This window comes from Aquitalea sp. FG25 (assembly GCF_057809375.1).
In genome coordinates this window covers 1-19,836 of record NZ_JBMDJV010000006.1, presented here as the reverse complement: position 1 = coordinate 19,836, position 19,836 = coordinate 1, and the positions used below count along the sequence as shown (strand labels likewise).

The window sequence follows — 19,836 nt, the reverse complement described above, 5'->3', positions numbered from 1 at the left end:
CATGGACAAGACTCTGCAATGCAAGATGCTGATCAATGGTGAATTCGTGGCCGGGGAGGGCGATGCGGAAGCCATTCTCAACCCGGCCAGCGGTGAGCTGATCGGCAAGATCAACGAAGCCTCGCTGGAACAGGTACAGGCAGCAGTGGCTGCCGCCCAGGCCGCTTTTCCTGCCTGGGCCGCCACCACCCCGCGCGAACGGGCCGAACGGCTGCTGCAGCTGGCCGATGCCATCGAAGCGCGCGGACCGGAATTCGCCCGGCTGGAATCGCTCAACTGCGGCAAGCCCTATCATCTGGCGCTGAATGATGAAATTCCCGCCGTGGTGGATGTGTTCCGCTTCTTTGCTGGCGCGGTGCGCGCCCAGACCGGCATGCTGGCCGGTGAATATCTGCCCGGCCATACCAGTATGATCCGCCGCGACCCGCTGGGCGTGGTGGCATCGATTGCACCGTGGAACTACCCGCTGATGATGGCCGCCTGGAAAATGGCCCCCGCACTGGCTGCAGGGAATACCGTGGTACTCAAGCCGTCCGAGCAAACCCCGCTGTCCACGCTGAAACTGGCCGAGCTGGTTGCCGGGCTGTTTCCTGCCGGGGTGTTCAACCTGGTGCTGGGCCGGGGCGAAAGCGTGGGCAGCCCGCTGATCTCCCAGCCGCAGGTGCGGATGATTTCCATCACCGGCGATGTATCCACCGGCCAGCGCGTACTGGAAACCGCCGCCCGCTCGGTCAAGCGCACCCATCTGGAGCTGGGCGGCAAGGCTCCGGTCATCATTTTTGATGATGCCGACCTGGCTGCCGCAGTGGAGGGCATCCGCGCCTTCGGTTACTACAATGCCGGTCAGGACTGTACTGCGGCCTGCCGCCTGTATGTGCAAAAAGGGGTGTACGAACGCTTTGCTGCTGATCTGGCCAGTGCCGTGGGCAGCATCAAGGTGGGCCACCAGCATCTGGAAGGTGTGGAAATGGGACCGCTGATTTCCGAGCGCCAGCGCAACCGGGTGGCCAGCTTTGTCGAGCGCGCTCAGCAGCAATCGCATGTCGAGGTACTGACCGGTGGCAAGCTGGGCGAGGGGCCGGGCTTCTTCTATCAGCCCACGGTGATTGCCGGTGCACGGCAGCAGGATGAAATTGTCCAGCGCGAGGTGTTTGGCCCGGTGGTGTCCATCACCCCGTTTGATGATGCCGAGCAGGTAATCCAGTGGGCCAATGATTCTGACTATGGTCTGGCCAGCTCAGTATGGACAGCCGATGTAGGCCGGGCGATGCAGGTGAGTGCCCAGCTGCAATACGGCTGCACCTGGGTTAACACCCACTTCATGCTGGTGAGCGAAATGCCGCACGGCGGCATGAAGCGCTCCGGTTATGGCAAGGATATGTCGATGTATGCGCTGGAAGATTACAGCTGCGTGCGCCATATCATGCTGAAGCACTGATCCACAGCGTCGGCCATCCCAGACAGCCCGGTTGCTTTCCTGCGAAAGAGCCGGGCTGTTTCACTTGCCCCGGTATTCCACCCGCTCCAGCATTTCCTCCACCGCCAGCTGCAAAGCCTGGGCTGCGCCATCCGGACCAGGGCGGTCGGCAAAGTCAGTCCACTCGCCATAGCGCAGCTGCCAGCCACTGAAGTCAGCCTCATCCACGCGCAGGACAAACTCCGGCACAGAAAACGCGGTCCCGGCAGCCGTGCTGAGCTGGCGGTAGGCAATACTGCTGCTGTTCTCGATAAACATGGCAATGATGTTTCCGTGCAATGCAAACAAGGTGGCTACACAAAGAATGAAGCCAGAAACATCGCGTTCCTGGCTATCTCCCTTAACCGCTGACGCCAATGGGAGGGTGACGGCGTCTGAAAGTGTGATTTGCATTCTGCCGTACCGCCATTTCTGAGCTGCTGGCAACCCAGAAATGGCGGTTTTACACTTTCTGCATCCTATTACTTCTCGCCACCATCCTCGCCAGCGGCGGCATCGCGGGCCTGCTGCTGGGCTGCACTTCTGGCGTCGTAATACTCTTTGTTATCCAGATAGTGCTGACGGCGGGCTTCCTTGGCAGCGGCTTTTTCCGCCAGTTCCGCCTGTTTACGGGCTTCTGCCTCGGCTTCCTGCTGCTTGCGGGCCTGACGCTTGGCTTCGCGGATGGCTTCTTCCGCCGCTTCCATGTCCGCCACTTCCTTCAGGCTCTTGGCCGGGCCGGTTTTTTCGAACCAGGCAACGGACTCCACGTGGGCGGTGTGCGGGAACATGTTAGCGACTAGGATAAGTTGCTTTAGATGGTTGTGTACGCTGTTACCTCAGTGGTCAGGCCAATTAGTCTGGGGTTCATTGGGGGGATAGGCTTTTATATTAGCAAAGACAAAGATAAAAACCAAGCGTGAGCAAAGATGATGCTGCAGCTCTACTCTTGTTATTGTTAATATACTAAGGTCTAGATGATAGTTATATCAACTAATAATGATAAATCCTCATTGTTTCTTTTAGAGAGTCAATGATGATTCTTTTAAATTTAGCTTCTTCTCTTTTTTGTTCTAAAGAGAGATTTTTTAGATCCCTTCTTCTACTCATAATTAGCTCTTCTTGGAGTTGTAGGATTGGCCTTACTACTTCAATGTGAGTAAATTTTGACTTTGCTTGTGGCATTGAAAAATTGATTTTTTTTGATCTTTCTATTGGAGTAAATTTTTCTCCATGTGATACAAATATTTTTCCGACACCATTTTCATAATCATAAGAATTTTCCTTGATGTATTCATGCTCATAATATCTAGGTAGATTTTTAGCTATGTCTTTGAAAATTGGCTGTGCAATTTCAATTTTAGGATTGTATGTTTTTGTATTGAAAATTTTCTTTTGCGTCTGTCTGTTTGGCATCGAAAGTTGAAAGTCAGTTGTATGTTTTGTTGGATGTGGTATCTCATATAAAACATAAGGAAAGCCAAGTTGTTTTGAAACTAAAAACTCGGAAGAGTAATTTACAAATACGAGATTATTAACCCTTAAGCTAAACGCTGTAGGGCTTACCATAAATGCTAATGTGTTAACACCTGACCAATTTAGTGTCTTTTCATCTTTGTATGTATTAGTGATCGAAAGGTAGCGATCTTTCAATCCTACACGGGAATTTATGTAGTATTTAGGTTCCATTAGAAATACATCCTTATTCATGTATTTCACACCTAACCATGCACTAATTCTGACTTTGTCAAACCAGTCTAAGAGTAGTTCAAGTTCTGTTGCTTCAATATCTTCATCGTGTAGAAGTTTGTGAAATATTAGTTTAACTTTAGATTCAATTTTGCTAAATGCGTCATTGCAAGACTTGCAAGATGGGAATGTGTAGGACAATGAATTAAAAATTATCTCTTCACCAGTTTCCCAATTTGTACCCACTGATATTTTTTTCTTATCAAACCCGGTTAATTTTAACAACCATTGTGGAAATATGTGCTCTTTATTTTTCTCTTTTGGTTGTTGACCACAAAATACGCATGCCGGTTTCATAGTTATAGTTGACTCTAAGATATTTGCTTTGTAGTATGGAATGCAATGCTACTCTTGTAGAGTTATTTATTATGCAAGTAATCTTATTCTGTAATTAATAGGGATAGCTTCTGCTTTACTATTGGAAATCAGTTCAGACATGTTGTGAATGATTTGCACACTTATTTCGCGTGATTTACAACCAGCAACAAGGTATATGTGGTACGAGGAAGTTCCTTCTAGCATACAGCTCAGTTCGTTGGCAGTGATTTCAAAATTCTGAAAATTTTTGCATGTTGTTCCTTTGACTTCGACACGTATTAAATTACCATTCTGATCAGTGTATTGAATGTCCCAGCCAAATTTTTGATTGGCTACATGTTGAACATTTGTTGCATCAACGCCTGGAATTTTTCCCTGACGCAGCAAGTCAAGAACAAGTAATTCAGCTTCATCGCCTACTGCTTTTGAGTGTTTTGAATGTCTTATTGCATGTTTATTATTGGTTGGCCCTATGGCCTTAGAGTGAGTCTTGATTAGGTTGTCAACAAAATTCACTGTAATTAATTCTGACTGTGGTGTTTTATACAGTTCTTCAATTGTGGATTCTTCAGGTTCTTCTTGAGCATAGTCTTTTAGTATTTTTAGAAGAAATCCTTCTGGTGAAATGTAATTTTCTAAAACATATTCAAGTGTTTCAGTGTCAGTTATTGATGCAAACCCTTTAGGGGCATCACGGTATTTTGCACCAGATGGTGAAAGTAATCCGGCTAGTTCTGATGTTGTCAGATATATCTGAACTGGTGTATCGAGAAAATAAATTAAAGGAAATGATACATTATCTTCTCCTGGTGGCCATATTTTATTGCTTAATGATTCATCATTAATTTTATCTTTAATACGTGCTATCCATCGGTAGGCCTTTGGTAGGCCAGATGTCAAGTCTAAATCAGCAGTATAGAACAGGCAAATATCGCCGGAATTCATTTTCGCATATTTATTATAATTATTACTTCCTTTCCCTAATTTTGCACCCCATGCAAAATCGTATGGTAATCCCTTTTTAATCAATTCTTGACGTATATCAACATCAATTTTTTCAGCCATTGAACGAAAGAGATTCTGGGTTGAATTAGGGTTCGATGCGGGAATTAACCAGATATTTGTCATATATGTCTCTCAGTGATTATATTTTCTTGAGCTACCCTTGAAGTTTTCAATGGGATATTTTTCTGCATTATCGCTAATTTTTTCTAGTAAAGATTTTTCTAAATCTACTTTGAGCTTATCGGCTACAAGTAGTAAATATGCAGTAATATCGGCTAATTCATCACGCACCCTTTTCGCCTTTTGTGGGTCGTTCATTATATTTGCTGACTCAGTTTCATTAAGCCATTGGAATTCTTCTACTAATTCACTACATTCTACTGAAAGTGCCATTACTAAATTCTTTGGGTTGTGAAATTTTACCCAGTCACGTTCTATAGTAAATTCTTCTAATTTTTTCTGTAGACTCTCGATATTCATTTCTGTTCTCACTGTCGATTTTTAGATGTAAATCATTCATCTGCTTTGCTGGCTGATGCTCGTAATATTCCATCTACCCAAATTACTTTTGGGCAATTATCTTGTGTATCAGCAATAATCTTCCTGAATGAATTAATTCGTGCCGTTGAAGCTCCTCCGTTATCTATTACAAGATATATCCCGCGTGTTTCTCTTTCTGCTTTTTGATAAATAGGTAATTGCTTCTGAAAGCCATGAATAAGCTGAGGATTACTTGTAAGTTTGATTTCCACAAGAACTTTTCCTTTAAATCCTCTGCTGACCTTAAAATCTACTGGTCCCCGACCAGAGTCACATTCAGGTGATAGGTCTAGATTGTTTGCTTCACAATAAGCTGCTGCAATCCCAAAGAATAATAATTGTGCAGCAGATTCATGCTTCCGATAACCATCCTTGTCATAAAGGAGGCGGGCTAGTTGATTATCTTCTATCAAACGTTGGAAATGGATGCATATCGCAGTTGCAAGGGCTTCAACCTCATCTAAATCAGGATTATTTGAAAGCACTAAAGAGAGTGGTGCAGCTTTAGCTACATTCTTTGACACTCTATACCAAATAACTTCCCCTGCTGGGTCATCATCAAAGTCATAATTTTTGGCTTCAGTTCCTCTGTATGAAGCTATAACTTTTTGTAAAACATCTGGATAATCAACAAACCATTCTCGTATTATTTTTTTCTGTTCACTAAGTGTTGCTTTTCTCCATGTTATACCTATTAGTGCATTTAATTCATCGCGAAGTGCCTGATTTTTCTCAGCAATCCACCTGATGTCAGCAAATGACTCTGCTACTGGTAGGTTCATTAAGATTTCTTTGGGAACTAAAATGATCGGATTGTCTGTTATGGGGTTGAATGGAAGGTCTTCTTCAATACCCATTTTTTCAACACGATGTGCTTTCATAGGGATGCCGCAATCGCTACACACGCGTTGTGTAAAGCAAATTAAATCTGTAACTATAATCTTTGCAATCATATCACTTATTCGATCTGGACCTATGTTGTCTTCGAAAATACCGACAAGTTCAAACAATGCAGGGTCGGTATTACCAGATCGAACAATTTCAATCACTGTTTCTAGTAGTCTTTTCCGTAGTGATGGTCCCATCCCGCTACCATTCACACCTTTGTTGGAATATCCAATACATAAACCCTTAACTTCAGGGAAGGTCAGCATTTTATCTGCTTGACGCCACATTCTGTCGCCAATTTCTTTAATATTTCTGACTATCTTAAGAACATCTGAAAAATGATCTGTCACTTTTTGGTAGCTAGTTTGTAGCTCTGGAACTTTATTAGTACGCAATAGGCTTGGATCAATAAAAAGACGAGTATCCACATCTAAAATTGGGTCAAGCGCACCACTGGCTTCAAATCGTTCTATGTCGACTTTGAAATGATCAACTAAGCTTGTAGACATGACAGATTTCTCCTGTTGTTGGAATTGCAATATGTGGGTTTACAGTGTGCTTGACGGCTTACTGTGGCCTACCGAGTTTGCGTACAGAGGACTGCATCAGAGATGCTACTGTAGTTGCTGTATGTCACATACATAAATTACGGAAAAATTTGCTATTTGTCAGATTATTAAGTGACCATCTTTAAAGTACTTCACTTGATGAACGAATAGGCTAGAGAGATGTCTGTTTCCCCATGTTTAATTTAATTTAAAAATAATAATATTCTAATAAAATATTTTATGGTCGCCTATGTCCATAGTGCGTTTTCATTTCCCATGCGATGAAAGCTTGCATACAATGACTACATATTAAATGAACGTACTTTAATGTAGTCAATGGTGATTTCTGATGGCTTCCGGAAAATTCATAGCTTACTACCGTGTGTCTACCGTCAAGCAGGGTCTAAGTGGTTTGGGGTTAGAAGCACAGCGTTCTGCTGTGGCTGTATACCTTAATGGTGGGGAGTGGATTGTACTTGCAGAATATCAAGAAGTAGAAACCGGCAAGGGAAGTGATCCCCTGGATAAAAGGCCACAACTACGCGCTGCACTAGCTGCATGTAAGAAGAGTGGTGCAACACTTATCATTGCAAAGCTAGATCGGCTTGCTCGCAATGTACACTTTGTATCTGGTTTGCTGGAAGCTGGAATTGATTTTGTTGCTGCGGATATGCCCCATGCAAATAAAGTTATGATCCAGATGCATGCTGTTATGTCAGAGTGGGAGCGTGACCAAATTAGCACTAGGACTAAGGCTGCGCTGTCCGCAGCTAAGGCAAGGGGGGTGGTGCTCGGCAAAGCCGGTCCTGAAAATCTGCGCCCTAACATTGAAGAGCGTAAACTAGCTGCGAAAGCCTTTGCAGAAAAGCATCGCAGCATATTACTGGCGATGAAGAGTCAAGGACTGTCACAGCGGATGATGGTTAAAGAGCTTAATGTACTTGGCATCAAAGCGACTAAAGGGGGGCAGTGGTCGCTCCTGCAGTTGCAGCGAGTACTAAGTTTGTTAGATTAGTTGCCTTTCTAGAGCCTTCTAGAAGGGAAAAATCCGTCTAAGATGGGGCGGATTAAGACCTAGATATTTCAAATTTCCGACCCGGAATGTCGTCCCTGGTTGGTATCCCGCTCAGCACGGCCTGCAATTTTGTTGTGCCTGAAATTTAAATATGTTCCATAAGTGCAACATATTAACTTTCTGATTAATAAGGTATTTCTGCTTTTCACACCAGCCTAATGCCCGGTCTGGTTGACATTTTTCAGAAAAAATTGGCAACATTCAGCAAAAATCAAGAACGATCTTGTACCGATCTTTAACATTTTGAACTTGGCTTGTGTTGAAATCAAGCTGAATTGCGCACTGTTGCGCAAATGCGCACTAGAAGTGTTGTGTAAATGTGTCACTTCCCACCAGAGGGCGGGGCGCTAAGGGGCACGTTAGGTCTACCGGCCTGCACAGGTTGCTTTGTGCAAGGGTGAACTGTTTGGGTTGCCATCATGTAGAGAGTGATGTGCTGAAGATAATACCTTGATCGTGCATTCATTCAACATGCGGGAGATATTGATTGGAATGTTCTGGCTGATTTCTTGTGAAATACTGATTCAGCTATATGCAAATTTCTCTATATGTTCTTAGTGATTTCTGCAATTTCATAAAGGGGAAACTATGAAGGCAAAACAAGTTTAAAAGGGTAAAGATAAAAATTGGCAACTGTAATCAAAGCTATCACGGGGAATGCTGGTGTAGGGAAATCATTTGCCTATAAGGCTTACATTGCTAGTAGTTATATGCAGCAAAAATTTATTGTTGCAGTTCCAACTAGTGATCTTGTTAATCAAACTTATCATGATTTGAAAGGAATAGTCCAAAGCCTGCACTTAGTTAAGCTACTGAGTGAAGACAATGTTTTTGTCCATGCGGAACTATTAAAATGCCTTGCTCCTAGTTCATGCGCACGTGTTGTCGTTATTACACACAAAGCCCTAGAAAAACTAGGAAAGCAGCTGCTGCTAGATTCATCACTCCAAGCAGTTTTGGCTAAATATATCGTTATTGTAGATGAGCTTCCTGCAGCTGTTATTCAGTCTAAGGTAAAAATAAATTCACTTGGAAATCACATGTGGACTGAATTCTTCACCACCAGCCCTAGGGTAGTAGGTGAGTCCGGCGAGTATTTAAATTTATCAAAATTTGAAAGAGCAAAAAGCTTCTATCAAGATTCACAGAATGGTGACGAGCATACGAAAAATGCCTTATGGTCCGCCTTGGCTGGGTACCCACTTATAAAGAATAGGGTAAGTTCAGGTGGATTTACTATATATGCTTACAGTCATAGTCCTGTTATGGAAATCATTAAGACGGTGCGTGAATTTTATCTGGCTTCATCAAATGTTTTGATGTCACCTTTTGTAAAGGTGGCTAAGCTTTGGTGTGGGATTGATAGTGAAATGGCACCGGCTGAACTGCAACCCGTAGATGCTGTGCATAATTCGTATCGAGTTACATGTCATGCGCTATTGGATGGCAGGGCTAGTCTTTCTATATTGTCAAAATTTAATTTCTTTGAAAGGGTTTGTGCTGCAGTTGTAAGTTTGTTAAATGATAGTTTCATTTATGCTACTAATGGTAATAAAAGCGGTGCTATTTCTTGTAGGTTTAAAGATATAGCAGATGATGTTTTTAAGGATATAGGTGTCCGTGTTCCATTTATATCTCACGGGCTTAACTTGTATGGTGGCCAGGAGGTGCATAAATATACCGATGATGATTTGATTAATTTGGGAGTTAATGATTTAGAGTTATACAAGAATGGTTTTGCTAAAGCAGCATGGTTAGGAGTCGCAAGGCTTAATGGTGAAGTAACTACCCACATAAATGAAATATCAAAATTGATAGATGCTGATGGTGAAGAGATTGTTTCAGCATTGGAAACCTTTGCTAGTTGTGAAGCTGCGTATCAATTTGTACTTCGATCTAGGCTGCGTAATAGAAACGACGATACACCAGTGGTGTTTGTTTTCATTGATTACCATAGTATGAAGTACTTTGTTGACGTCTATGGAGGAAATTCAAAGATTGGCAAGGTAGGAGTAATTGCCTTTGAAACTAAAAAAGATAGATCAATAGCTGCTGTTCAGCAGTGTAAGAGATCGGGAATGACTAGAGCTGAAACTATTTCTGTGACTGGTTTTAGTAAAAGAACGGTTGATGAATACTGGTGATTTATTCGGCCAATTATTAATTAGATAGGAGTTTAAATGCTATACATTCACGATGAACGAAAAAATAAATATGGAAGTTATGCAAAATTGATTGAAGTTATTGATGAAAATAACGTTCTTGTGGAATATTCTGATCCTGCATTTGTTGAAGTTGGTAGAGCGGTGCTATCAACGAATAAATTTATTGCTGGCGTATTTTCATCACCATTTGATCGCAGGATCGCAGGTGTTGGATATGTAGGTGTAGGTAAATATAAACCTTCTGAGCATCCTAAGTGTTACGCCTCTTGGAAGTCCAGGGTTGTATTGGGGTGGGTTGAAGATTTTAAAAATAGACCTGCATATGTTGGTGTAAGTATTTCCGATGACGTCCTTGAATTTCAAAAGTTTGCTGAATGGTGGTATTCGCAGAAGGGGCACGATGAAGCAGATTTTCAAGTCGATAAGGACTTGATAGGTAAGAAAAAGGGGCGTTGGTATAGCTTTGACACAATGTGTCTTGTACCGGCTATTATTAATCAAGCATTGCGTCGCAGCTATTCTGCTAAAAATGATGCGTACCTTATTTCTTTGGCTAATGAATATCGGCATAAAATTGAAGAGAAGGTTTTTGATGCCTTGCTTGATTTTTATGCAGATGAACGATGTTAGTAGGAGGGAGGGGGAGTCCCCCCCTTTTTTCATCGAATAGGTATTAAACGTAATTTTGATTGTGAAAATACGTCATTTGCTTAGCCGTATCTATAAAACCTACTCTTGATGTATTTTGCAGATTAAAGCTGTAAAATATATTTAAAATGGCTGCTTAGATTTTCCATGGGCTGTTTTAGGTCATCTGTCGTTAGTCTAATGTAATGAAGTTGAGTTACATCTGCATTGGCATGGTGGTTAAGTAGCGCCTTTATTTGATATGTGTTTAATCCAATTCGTGCTGCTTGTGATGCGAATGTTCTTCGCAGGGTGTGTGCACTGAATTTGATATTTAGCTGTTCTGATACTGATGAGCACCAATTTTTTGCTTGCGCTGGAAATATAAATTCATTACTTCTTTTGTATTGGCATAGCTGAAGTAAGATATTTTTTAATTCATTACTTATAGGCAATTGGTGTGGTTTCCCATTTTTAGTTTCACTAATAGATAGTATTTTATTTTTTAAATCAATACAGCTTGGTGTTAGCTTTAATAGTTCGGATAGTCTTAGCCCAGTATGTAGAGCTGTTAAGATGAATAGAGATTTCTCCCTTCTTATTTTTGAAACTGACAATCCAAGTTGATTAATCTGGCTTTCATTCAAAACATCATCTTTTGCCCGTGAGCGCTGCTTTTCACCCGAAGCGGTAAGGGCTGTGAAAACATCGGGTAGTTCAACTTCCTGTGTAGCACCCCACCAGCGCCAGATTGCTTTCAGCAAAGTTACTGCTGAGTTTGCTTTGGCTACCGAAATCTTGTTTTTCAGCCCTGCATATATCTTCCGTACAAGCTGAGAAGTGAATCCGGTAAGAGGTTTTGCTGTGTACTCAGAAAGGTACAGCCTAAGTGTTTTGCTGTAGGTGGCTACAGAGGCTGGCCTTAGCTGCTTCGCTTTGATGTACTGGTCGTACACCTCTTGCAAGGTAGGAGAGGGGATAGGCTGATTAACGGCCCTGGAAGGGGCATTGCCGCTGTCTACCGTGTAGGTATCACGGTTGTGCTGTAACCAGTGTATACAGCGTGCTCTGGCCATTTCTGCGTTTACTACAGGCCATGTACCTAGTTTGATACTTACCCGTTCGCTGCGTACTGTGCTGCGGAAGTACCACACCTTAGCGCGCTTTCCTACGCGCAAAGTAAACCCCGGTATCCGCGTGTCCTTGACTTCAACACGTGAATCCGGGGTTTTGATTCTGGATATATAGCTGTCGGTCAGGTGCGCCTGCATGGTTCGCTCCGGGGTGACAACTGGGGTCGAGCGTTACAGGCAAACACCTAAAACAGCTTATTCTTTGCTGGAAACATCCTCGCCAGCGGCAGCGGCATCACGAGCCTGCTGCTGGGCTGCACTTCTGGCGTCGTAATACTCTTTGTTATCCAGATAGTGCTGACGGCGGGCTTCCTTGGCAGCAGCTTTTTCCGCCAGTTCCGCCTGTTTACGGGCTTCTGCCTCGGCTTCCTGCTGCTTGCGGGCCTGACGCTTGGCTTCGCGGATGGCTTCTTCCGCCGCTTCCATGTCAGCCACTTCCTTCAGGCTCTTGGCCGGGCCGGTTTTTTCGAACCAGGCGACGGACTCCACGTGGGCGGTGTGCGGGAACATGTTAATGATGCCTGCCGCCTTGAGGGTGTAGCCCTTGGTGTTGACCAGTACATTGGCGTCGCGCGCCAGCGTGGCGGGGTTACAGGATACGTAGACGATGCGTTGCGGCGCGGTGTCGTCGGTCATGGCCTTGAGCAGCTGGATGGCACCGTCGCGCGGCGGGTCTACCAGCATCTTGTCGAACTTGCCCAGTGCGGCAAAGCTTTCCGGTGTGACTTCAAACAGGTTGGCCATTTCATAGCTCACCTTGTCCTGCAGGCCGTTGTGGGTGGCGTTTTCCACCGCGCGCTTTACCAGCGCCTGGCTGCCTTCCATGCCGTGTACCTTGGCTCCGGAGCGGGCAATGGGCAGGGTGAAGTTGCCAATGCCGCAGAACATGTCGGCAATGCGCTCGCCCGGTTGCGGGTCGAGGAAGCCCAAGGCACGCGACACCATTACCGCATTGATTTGCGGATTCACCTGGGTGAATTCGGTAGGGTAGTAAGGCATTTCCACGCTGTACTGCGGCAGGCTGTAGGTCAGGCGCGGGGCATCCAGCGGGTAGATGGGGTAACAGGTGTCCGGGCCGGACGGTTGCAGCCAGATTTGTACCGGGCGATCGGGCTGGCGGTGGGTGTCGGCAAATTGCTGCAGCAGCTTTTCATCGGCGGCTGTGATGGCATCCATATTGCGGAATACCAGTACGTCCACCTTATCGCCTACGGCCACTTCCACTTGCGGCATGCGGCTGTTGATCGACAGCTTGGCGATCATGGCGCGCAGCGGCATGATCATGGCGGAAATGTGCTGGGGCAGGATATGGCATTCACGCATCTCGGCAATGTAGCTGGAGTTCTTTTCGTGAAAGCCCACCAGTACGCCACCCTTTTTCGGCACCATGCGTGCCGACAGGCGGGCGCGGTGACGGTAATGCCAGGCGGGGCCGGCAATCGGGGTGAGAATACGCTCGGCCTTTACCTTGCCGATGAACTTGAGGTTGTCTTCCAGCACGCGCTGCTTGATGGCCACCTGGGCGGTAAATTCCACATGCTGCATGGAGCAGCCGCCACAGGTGCCGAAGTGCGGGCAGCGCGGTGTGGTGCGCATGAAGCTTTCCTTCAGCACGCTGGTGGTATCGGCATTCTCGTACGTGGGTTTTTTACGGTATGCGCTGTATATTACCTTTTCATAAGGCAATGCGCCGTCGATGAAAATGGTCTTGCCGTCGACGTGGGCGACCCCGCGGCCTTCGTGGTCAAGGGATTCGACCAGAGCAATGGTCTGTTGCTGAGTCATTATATTGGTGTGGGAAATCAGGCGGAAAAGCGTGATTTTCTCAAAATATTCCGCGCCGCGCAGGGGTTTTTGCCGAGGTGGCGGATAAGGTGTTTCTGTTATGATGTCATCAATCGAAAACGACTGGTCTGGTGCGCAATGAAGGTGTCGGCTTTTACTCTTGTTCCTGGTGCGGTTTTGCTGATGACGGCAATGGCCGGATGGGCTGCTGTCATGCCGGAGCCGGATATCCTGCTCAATCAGAATGGGCAACATCTGGTGGTGAATCTGCCGCAGGCACGGCTGTTTTTTTATCAGGATGGCCGACTGCAGAAAATCTACCCGGTTGCTGTTGGCAAAATGCTGACTCAGACGCCGATTGGCAGCTACGCCATTACCGGTGTTTATCGCGATCCTAGCTGGCATGTACCCAAATCGATTCAGGAAGAACAGAAAAACCAGGGCAAGCCGGTGCTAACCGTGGTACCGCCCGGACCGGATAATCCGCTGGGGCCGGTCTTCATCCGCTTTGGCGAAGCCAAGCTGGGCCTGGGCTTTCATGGCACCAACGCACCGGCATCGGTGCCGGGTTTCCGCAGTCATGGTTGTATCCGTCTGAAAAACCCGGATGCCCTGAGCCTGGCGGATGCCGTGCAGAAAGGGGCCGCCGTCACCGTGGCCTATCAGACGGTATTGCTGAACGAAGATGCTGCAGGCGAGTTGTGGCTGACTGCCTACAAGAATCACTACAAGCAGGATGATCCTTCCTTTCCGCATCTGGCGGACAGCCTGCTGGAATGGCAGCGCAGTCACGGCCTTGCCGTGGTGGGGCGGCGTGTGGATCAGGCGCTGAAGGAACGCAGTGGCAAGCCGGTATGCCTGACCTGCAAGGGCAGCGCCGGTTCACCAGCCGAGCTGGCTGCCGTGCGCTGGCTATCGCTGCCGCCCAAGGATGGTTCGCCGGCGGAGCAGCAGCAGGCCGAACCTCAGACCATCCCGCCGGCACCGCAGTCCTACAACTCTGCCGGTGGCAAGCTTAAGCCGGTACGCAAGCCCGCCGTGGTGTTGTAAGCGCCCTTGGGGCAGATGGATAGACAGGCCGACGCAAGTCGGCTTGTTGCATTGTGGCGCTGCAGACTTGTTTTTTTGCCATGCGGCCCTATATTAGCCCCTTCCCTTGCAAGCAGGCATATCCGGCAATGACAACCATTGTGGCAGTACGCAAAGGCAATCAGATTGCGATTGCCGCCGACAGTCAGACCACCTTTGGCGACGATCAGAAACTCCTTGCGGGCTACGATTGTTTTCATGACAAGATATTCCGCCATGGCGACAGTTATCTTGCCATTTCCGGTTCTGCCGCCCACGACCTGGTATTGCAAGGTGCTTTGAAAGAGCTGAAGAAAAAGGATTTTTCCAGCCGCAAAGGTATTTTCGATACCTTCCGCAAGCTGCATCCCAAATTGAAAGACGGGTTTTACCTGCGTCCGGAAGAGGACGAGGAAGATCCATACGAATCCAGCCAGATGATGGTGGTGATTGCTAATGCCCACGGTATTTTCGGTGTCTATCCCATGCGTGAGATCTACCAGTTCTCACGCTTCTGGGCGATAGGTTCGGGGCGCAAGTTTGCCATGGGCGCGATGCATGTGGCCTACGAGCAGAACCTGAGCGCGCGTGAAATCGCTGAAATCGGCGTCAAGGCTGGTTGCGAGTTTGATGTTAATTCCAGCCTGCCGATGACTGTCTATACCGTAGAAGTGGCTGACAATACCGCCAGGAAAGAAACAGCATGAGTCAACACGATACCCTGCAACGCTTTTTATTTGATGGTGCGCCGGTGCGCGGTGCACTGGTACGTCTGGATGCAGCCTGGCAGCAAGTGCTGGCACGTCGCAGCTATCCTGCTTCGCTCAAGACCATTCTGGGGCAGATGATGGCTGCTGCGCAGCTGATGTCGGCAAATCTGAAATTTGATGGTGCCATGATCCTGCAACTGCACGGCAGCGGGCCGCTGCGCCTGGCCGTGGTGGAGTGCAATCACGACCGCACCGTGCGTGCTACCGCCAAGTGGGATGGCGATCTGCCGGATGCCCCCATTCTGGATCTGCTGGGCGGTGCCGGTCAGTTTGTCATCACCCTGGAACCCAAGCTGGACAAGGCGCAAACCTGGCAAGGCATCGTGGCGCTGGAAGGGGATACCATCGGCCAGATGCTGGAAAACTACATGCTGCGGTCCGAACAGCTGGAGACCTGCCTGGTACTGGCGTGCGATGACAGCACTGCCGCCGGCATGCTGTTGCAACGCCTGCCCGAGGGCCATGGCGAGCCGGAAGGTTGGGATCGCATCCGCATGCTTGGTGGCACCCTGGAGGCTGATGAGCTGCTGACACTGCCGGCAACCGATATCCTGCACCGCCTGTTCCACGAAGAAACCGTCAGGGTATTCGAGCCGGAAGCCGTCAGCTTTTCCTGCAATTGCAGCCGCGAGCGCGTGGGCAATATGCTGAAGATGCTGGGCGGCCAGGAAGTTGGCGAAGTACTGGTGGAGCAGGGCAGTGTGGAAATCGTCTGCGATTACTGTAATCAACACTATGTGTTTGATGAAGACGATGCTAACGAGCTGTTTGATTACGACCTGGTCGCCGCTGTGCGCGAGGCGCGTCATTAGCCTGTTTGGATAGTGCCCATTTTGCTTGTCGAATGACATGAAAGCCGCCAAATTGTGCGGCTTTCAGCATTTTTGCGGCGCAGCATCCGGTATGATGAATGGCTGCTGTTTAAGGAAATGGTAGATTTGATCACAAATGTACTGATATCCTAAACGGGCAAGCAGCAACAAAACCTGTACCAAAGGAGTTGGGAAACAATGAAAAAAATCATCGTAGGCGGCCTGCTGGCTGCATCTGCACTGGCTGCTCAGGCTGGCGCACCGGTTGTCAACATCTACAACTGGTCTGACTATATTGCACCAACCACCGTGCCGGACTTCAGCAAGAAGACCGGCATCAAGGTGCGTTACGATGTCTATGACAGCATGGAAACGCTGAACGCCAAGCTGGTAACCGGCCACTCCGGCTACGACATCACCGTACCGTCCAATAATGTACTGGAAGTGGGTATCAAGGGCGGTCTGTTTCAGCCGCTGGACAAGAGCAAGATCCCCAATTACAAGAACCTGGACCCGGCCCTGCTCAAGCTGATGGAAGCATCCGATCCGGGCAACAAGTTTGCCGTGCCGTACTTCTGGGGTGTGATTACCCTGGGTATCAACGAAGACAAGGTAAAGAAGGCCCTGGGTGGCAAGCTGCCGGCCAATGAGTGGGACCTGCTGTTCAAGCCGGAATATGCGTCCAAGCTGAAGTCCTGCGGTGTCAGCATTCTGGACTCCGCCTCCGATGTCCTGCCCAAGGTGCTGCATTACTACGGCAGGCAGCCGGGCAGTAATAACGAGGCTGATTACAAGGCCGTGGCACCGCAGCTGGCCGCCATCCGCAGCAGCATCACCCAGTTCTCCTCCTCGGGCTATATCAATGACATCGCCAACGGCGACGTCTGCCTGGCCATGGGCTATGGTGGCGACCTGAATATTGCCAAGCGCCGTGCCGAAGAAGCCAAGCGTGGTATCCACATCAAGGTGCTGATGCCGTCTTCCGGCGTTGCCTTCTGGGTGGATAGCATGACCATTCCGAAAGATGCCGCCAATGTGGCCAATGCCCTGGCCTTCATCAACTACACGCTGGACCCGCATGTCGCAGCTGCCAATGCCAATAAGGTGACTTATGCACCGGGCAGCCTGGCTGCACGTCCGTTCATCGACAAGCAATACCTGGCGGATCGCAGCATCTTCCCGACGGCAGATGATGTGAAGAAGGGCTTCATCATGAAGTCAGTCGATCCGAAAACCCTGCGTATCTACTCCCGCCTGTGGCAAAACTTCAAGCTGGGCCGTGCCAGCTGACCTGATTGCCAGCCTGCATGTCAAAGCCCCCGCACGGGGGCTTTTTTGTTGCCGCATCGGGCTGGGGCCTGTTATCCCGCCACCTTATCTGGCGGGGCTGCCAGCTCGCATGGGCGTGTGTTTTGCGATCGGGAAGGGCGACTTTTGCCTGTGGTGTTGGTATGCTTGCGAGTTTTACCCGCAAGGCCTGCCAGCAGGCAGCTTGCGTGTGTTCATGGTAATGCCAGGAGTGTTGATGATACCTACCCGCCAGCTTAACGACTACGTGCGCGAACAGGGCCTGAAGCTTGATCGTACCGAATTGCAAATTGCCGTCATGACCCTGCAAGCAGTGCTGGAGGTGGAAAAGCAGCCGCTGCAGCGTGATTTGTTCCGTTATCCGGTACCCAAGCTGAGTGATGATGGTGCTTGCTCGCTGGTGGAAGAGCTGGCTGATGAGCCGTATGACTTGTCGGTGTGGTTTGGCGGCGAAACCGAAGAAGCCCGTGCCTTGCTGACCAATTTCAATGCGCTGGTCGATTCGGTCAACCACAAGATTGGCGCTGATTGGCTGGGCATTTACCGCCGTGCTGGCGAAGGCAAGCAGGCCCAGCTGGTGAAACTGGCTTATCAGGGCCTGCTCAGCCGGGCAGAATTCCCGCTGACCGAAGCGTTTGCCGAAGGCAGCAACAACAGCCGGGTGGGCTTGACCGGCTGGGGAGTATTGATTGACGACGTGTCCGCCTGGCGTGCTGAAGGCGGTGGCTATTACGAGTGCGATCCCAAAGTGAAGAGCGAGGTCTGCCTGCCCATTGTGGATGAACATGACCGCGTGCTGGGTATTCTCGATGCAGAATCGGGCCAGTTGGCGCACTTTGATGAGAACCGGCTGGTGTGGCTGGCGGCGTTGGCCATCGTGCTGGCCGGCCCGTTTGCTGCCATGCAGCCGCTTGAAAAGTCGTAATCTGCCCTCAGTTACCGAATATTCCCCACCATATGGCTTCGCATAGCAAGCGCGAAGCTTCCTGAACAGATTCCGGAGCAAGCATGGCCGTGCAATACCCCAATCCGCAGATTGAACCCGTTGTCGATTATGTGGCCAGTTGCCAACTGCCCACGCCTTGGGGGGTGTTTACCATGCACGGCTTCGAGGAAAAAGATAGTCGACGCGAGCATGTGGTGCTGACCATGGGCGAGGTGGCCGATGGCCAGCCGGTGCTTGCCCGCCTGCATTCGGAATGCCTCACCGGGGATGCGCTGTTTTCCTTGCGCTGCGACTGTGGTTTCCAGCTGGAAGCCGCATTGGAGGCCATTGCCAAGGAAGGCCGGGGTGCCTTGCTCTATCTGCGTCAGGAAGGCCGTGGTATTGGTCTGATCAACAAAATTCGCGCCTACAAGCTGCAAGATGGCGGCGCCGACACGGTAGAAGCCAACGAGCAGCTGGGCTTTCCCGCCGACATGCGCGACTTCCGCGTGGCACGCCACATGCTGGATGCGCTGGGTATCAAGAGTGTGCGTGTGATGACCAATAACCCGCGCAAGCTGGAAACCCTCAAAACCGCCGGCATCGAAGTCGTGGAGCGGGTGCCGCTGATGGTAGGGCGCAATCCGCATAATGATCGCTATCTGGACACCAAGGCCGCCAAGCTGGGCCACATGCTGTTTTCCTGACCTGCAATTCAGCTTGATGACCCCTCCCAAAGCCAGCCAGTGTGCTGGCTTTTTCATGCCCGCCACCAACTGATGACCAGGCTCAAGTTCCCATCGGACTGGTCGATAAATTTAAAATAAATCAAGAATGTTTTGAAAGTGTCGTGGGCAGCCCCTTGGATGAGGCGTCATGATGAAAATTACCGCAATGCAGAATGTCTGGCTGAACAACACGGCCTGGACTGGGCCGCAGCTTCGGCGCGGCAAACTGCTGCCTGCCGTGGCCGTAAGGGATGAGGTTCTGGGAAGTGCCGAACTGGGCGAATACCTTGACTGGGTGGCCTGGCTGGACGACCTGGCACGTCGTGCTAGCGACGGGCAGGATGAAGAGGCCCGCCAGCTGGCGCTGGCCAAACTGCGCTTTCTGCTACGACGAGCCCAGCAATTGCGCGAGCAGATGATGCAAGGTGGCAGAGGGCAGGCCAAAGCCGGCCTGGAGCAATTGTCGCGCCTGGTGGAGGAGTGGGTGCAGGTGGTGCAGGAACTGACCGGACGTCAGCCTGCCGCAGTGGATGACTGGCCGCTGCCTTATCGCTTGTACAGCAGGCAGGCTGCAGTAACGCCGCGTTTGCCTGCACCGCTAACGGTTGAGCGCCGCAGGCAGCCACGTGCCGGTGGCAATATGTTGCTGCCGCAGGAGCAGCAGGCCGCTTGGCTGGTATTGCATGCCATCCGTTTTGTGCTGACGCTGGTGGGTGAGGGTTTTGGCATGACACAGCACCCTTTGCTGTTGCAGCTGAATCTGCGGCTGGCGCAAGTGGAGCCGCTCATCGGCGCAGAAGTGGCGGCAACGGGCTGAGCGGGTGCCGCAGGCCAAAGAAAAAGCCGGAATCGCAAGATTCCGGCTTTGGTATTGGTGGAGATAAGCGGGATCGAACCGCTGACCTCTTGCATGCCATGCAAGCGCTCTCCCAGCTG

19 protein-coding genes are annotated in these 19,836 nt (G+C 49.0%); 11 read left to right on the top strand and 8 right to left on the bottom strand.

The features are described 5' to 3' along the window. Position 1: 1 nt before the first annotated feature. On the top strand, positions 2-1,438 hold the full coding sequence (locus ACODR9_RS07105; RefSeq protein ID WP_488808459.1) for a gamma-aminobutyraldehyde dehydrogenase: 1,437 nt from the start codon (positions 2-4) through the stop codon (positions 1,436-1,438). A gap of 60 nt (positions 1,439-1,498) precedes the next feature. Here ACODR9_RS07105 and ACODR9_RS07100 read toward each other — a convergent pair whose 3' ends face one another. The 6 genes from ACODR9_RS07100 to ACODR9_RS07075 form a co-directional block, all read right to left on the bottom strand. Further along, positions 1,499-1,735: a hypothetical protein gene (locus tag ACODR9_RS07100; protein ID WP_488808457.1), complete on the bottom strand. Its 237-nt coding sequence runs from the start codon at positions 1,733-1,735 to the stop codon at positions 1,499-1,501. Between the two features lie 203 nt (positions 1,736-1,938). Next, positions 1,939-2,247, bottom strand: a complete 309-nt coding sequence (locus ACODR9_RS07095; protein ID WP_488808455.1) for a hypothetical protein — start codon at positions 2,245-2,247, stop codon at positions 1,939-1,941. 202 nt (positions 2,248-2,449) lie between these two features. Further along, on the bottom strand, positions 2,450-3,502 hold the full coding sequence (locus ACODR9_RS07090; protein WP_488808453.1) for a hypothetical protein: 1,053 nt from the start codon (positions 3,500-3,502) through the stop codon (positions 2,450-2,452). A gap of 69 nt (positions 3,503-3,571) precedes the next feature. Then, positions 3,572-4,651 (bottom strand): protein NO VEIN domain-containing protein, encoded by a 1,080-nt coding sequence (locus ACODR9_RS07085; protein ID WP_488808452.1) that lies wholly within the window; start codon positions 4,649-4,651, stop codon positions 3,572-3,574. A gap of 9 nt (positions 4,652-4,660) precedes the next feature. Beyond that, entirely contained in the window at positions 4,661-5,008 is a 348-nt protein-coding gene (locus ACODR9_RS07080; protein ID WP_488808451.1) for a nucleotide pyrophosphohydrolase, read from the bottom strand. A gap of 32 nt (positions 5,009-5,040) precedes the next feature. Further along, the gene (locus ACODR9_RS07075; RefSeq protein ID WP_488808450.1) at positions 5,041-6,465 is read right to left on the bottom strand and encodes a hypothetical protein; all 1,425 of its coding nucleotides are present in this window, start codon (positions 6,463-6,465) and stop codon (positions 5,041-5,043) included. Positions 6,466-6,853: 388 nt separating this feature from the next. Between ACODR9_RS07075 and ACODR9_RS07070 the strand changes: the two genes are divergently transcribed. The 3 genes from ACODR9_RS07070 (at position 6,854) to ACODR9_RS07060 (ending at position 10,374) form a co-directional block, all read left to right on the top strand. Next, entirely contained in the window at positions 6,854-7,519 is a 666-nt protein-coding gene (locus tag ACODR9_RS07070; protein ID WP_488808449.1) for a recombinase family protein, read from the top strand. 686 nt (positions 7,520-8,205) lie between these two features. Next, on the top strand, positions 8,206-9,723 hold the full coding sequence (locus ACODR9_RS07065) for a DEAD/DEAH box helicase (protein WP_488808448.1): 1,518 nt from the start codon (positions 8,206-8,208) through the stop codon (positions 9,721-9,723). A 36-nt stretch (positions 9,724-9,759) separates the two neighbouring features. Continuing rightward, the gene (locus ACODR9_RS07060) at positions 9,760-10,374 is read left to right on the top strand and encodes a hypothetical protein (protein WP_488808447.1); all 615 of its coding nucleotides are present in this window, start codon (positions 9,760-9,762) and stop codon (positions 10,372-10,374) included. A gap of 122 nt (positions 10,375-10,496) precedes the next feature. Here the strand turns inward: ACODR9_RS07060 and ACODR9_RS07055 are convergent, their stop codons facing one another. Together ACODR9_RS07055 and rlmD are read right to left on the bottom strand one after the other, a co-directional pair. Further along, positions 10,497-11,642: a site-specific integrase gene (locus tag ACODR9_RS07055; RefSeq protein ID WP_488808446.1), complete on the bottom strand. Its 1,146-nt coding sequence runs from the start codon at positions 11,640-11,642 to the stop codon at positions 10,497-10,499. A 57-nt stretch (positions 11,643-11,699) separates the two neighbouring features. Further along, positions 11,700-13,289 (bottom strand): 23S rRNA (uracil(1939)-C(5))-methyltransferase RlmD, encoded by a 1,590-nt coding sequence (gene rlmD, locus ACODR9_RS07050; protein ID WP_488808445.1) that lies wholly within the window; start codon positions 13,287-13,289, stop codon positions 11,700-11,702. Positions 13,290-13,472: 183 nt separating this feature from the next. On the opposite strand from rlmD, the gene ACODR9_RS07045 reads away from it, so the two are divergent. From ACODR9_RS07045 to ACODR9_RS07015, 7 genes are all read left to right on the top strand, one after another. Then, entirely contained in the window at positions 13,473-14,339 is an 867-nt protein-coding gene (locus tag ACODR9_RS07045) for a L,D-transpeptidase (RefSeq protein ID WP_488808444.1), read from the top strand. Positions 14,340-14,467: 128 nt separating this feature from the next. Next, a complete protein-coding gene (locus ACODR9_RS07040) occupies positions 14,468-15,064 on the top strand; it encodes an MFS transporter (RefSeq protein ID WP_488808443.1) in 597 nt (198 codons plus the stop codon). Beyond that, entirely contained in the window at positions 15,061-15,939 is an 879-nt protein-coding gene (gene hslO / locus ACODR9_RS07035) for an Hsp33 family molecular chaperone HslO (protein ID WP_488808441.1), read from the top strand. Before ACODR9_RS07040 ends, hslO begins: the two co-directional genes overlap by 4 nt. Positions 15,940-16,137: 198 nt before the next feature. Continuing rightward, on the top strand, positions 16,138-17,229 hold the full coding sequence (locus ACODR9_RS07030; RefSeq protein ID WP_488808440.1) for a polyamine ABC transporter substrate-binding protein: 1,092 nt from the start codon (positions 16,138-16,140) through the stop codon (positions 17,227-17,229). A gap of 235 nt (positions 17,230-17,464) precedes the next feature. Next, positions 17,465-18,172, top strand: coding sequence for a GAF domain-containing protein (locus ACODR9_RS07025; protein ID WP_488808439.1), 708 nt, complete (start codon positions 17,465-17,467; stop codon positions 18,170-18,172). An 83-nt stretch (positions 18,173-18,255) separates the two neighbouring features. After that, a complete protein-coding gene (gene ribA, locus ACODR9_RS07020) occupies positions 18,256-18,879 on the top strand; it encodes a GTP cyclohydrolase II (protein ID WP_488808438.1) in 624 nt (207 codons plus the stop codon). A gap of 169 nt (positions 18,880-19,048) precedes the next feature. After that, entirely contained in the window at positions 19,049-19,717 is a 669-nt protein-coding gene (locus tag ACODR9_RS07015) for a hypothetical protein (RefSeq protein WP_488808437.1), read from the top strand. The last annotated feature ends 119 nt before the right edge of the window (positions 19,718-19,836 follow it).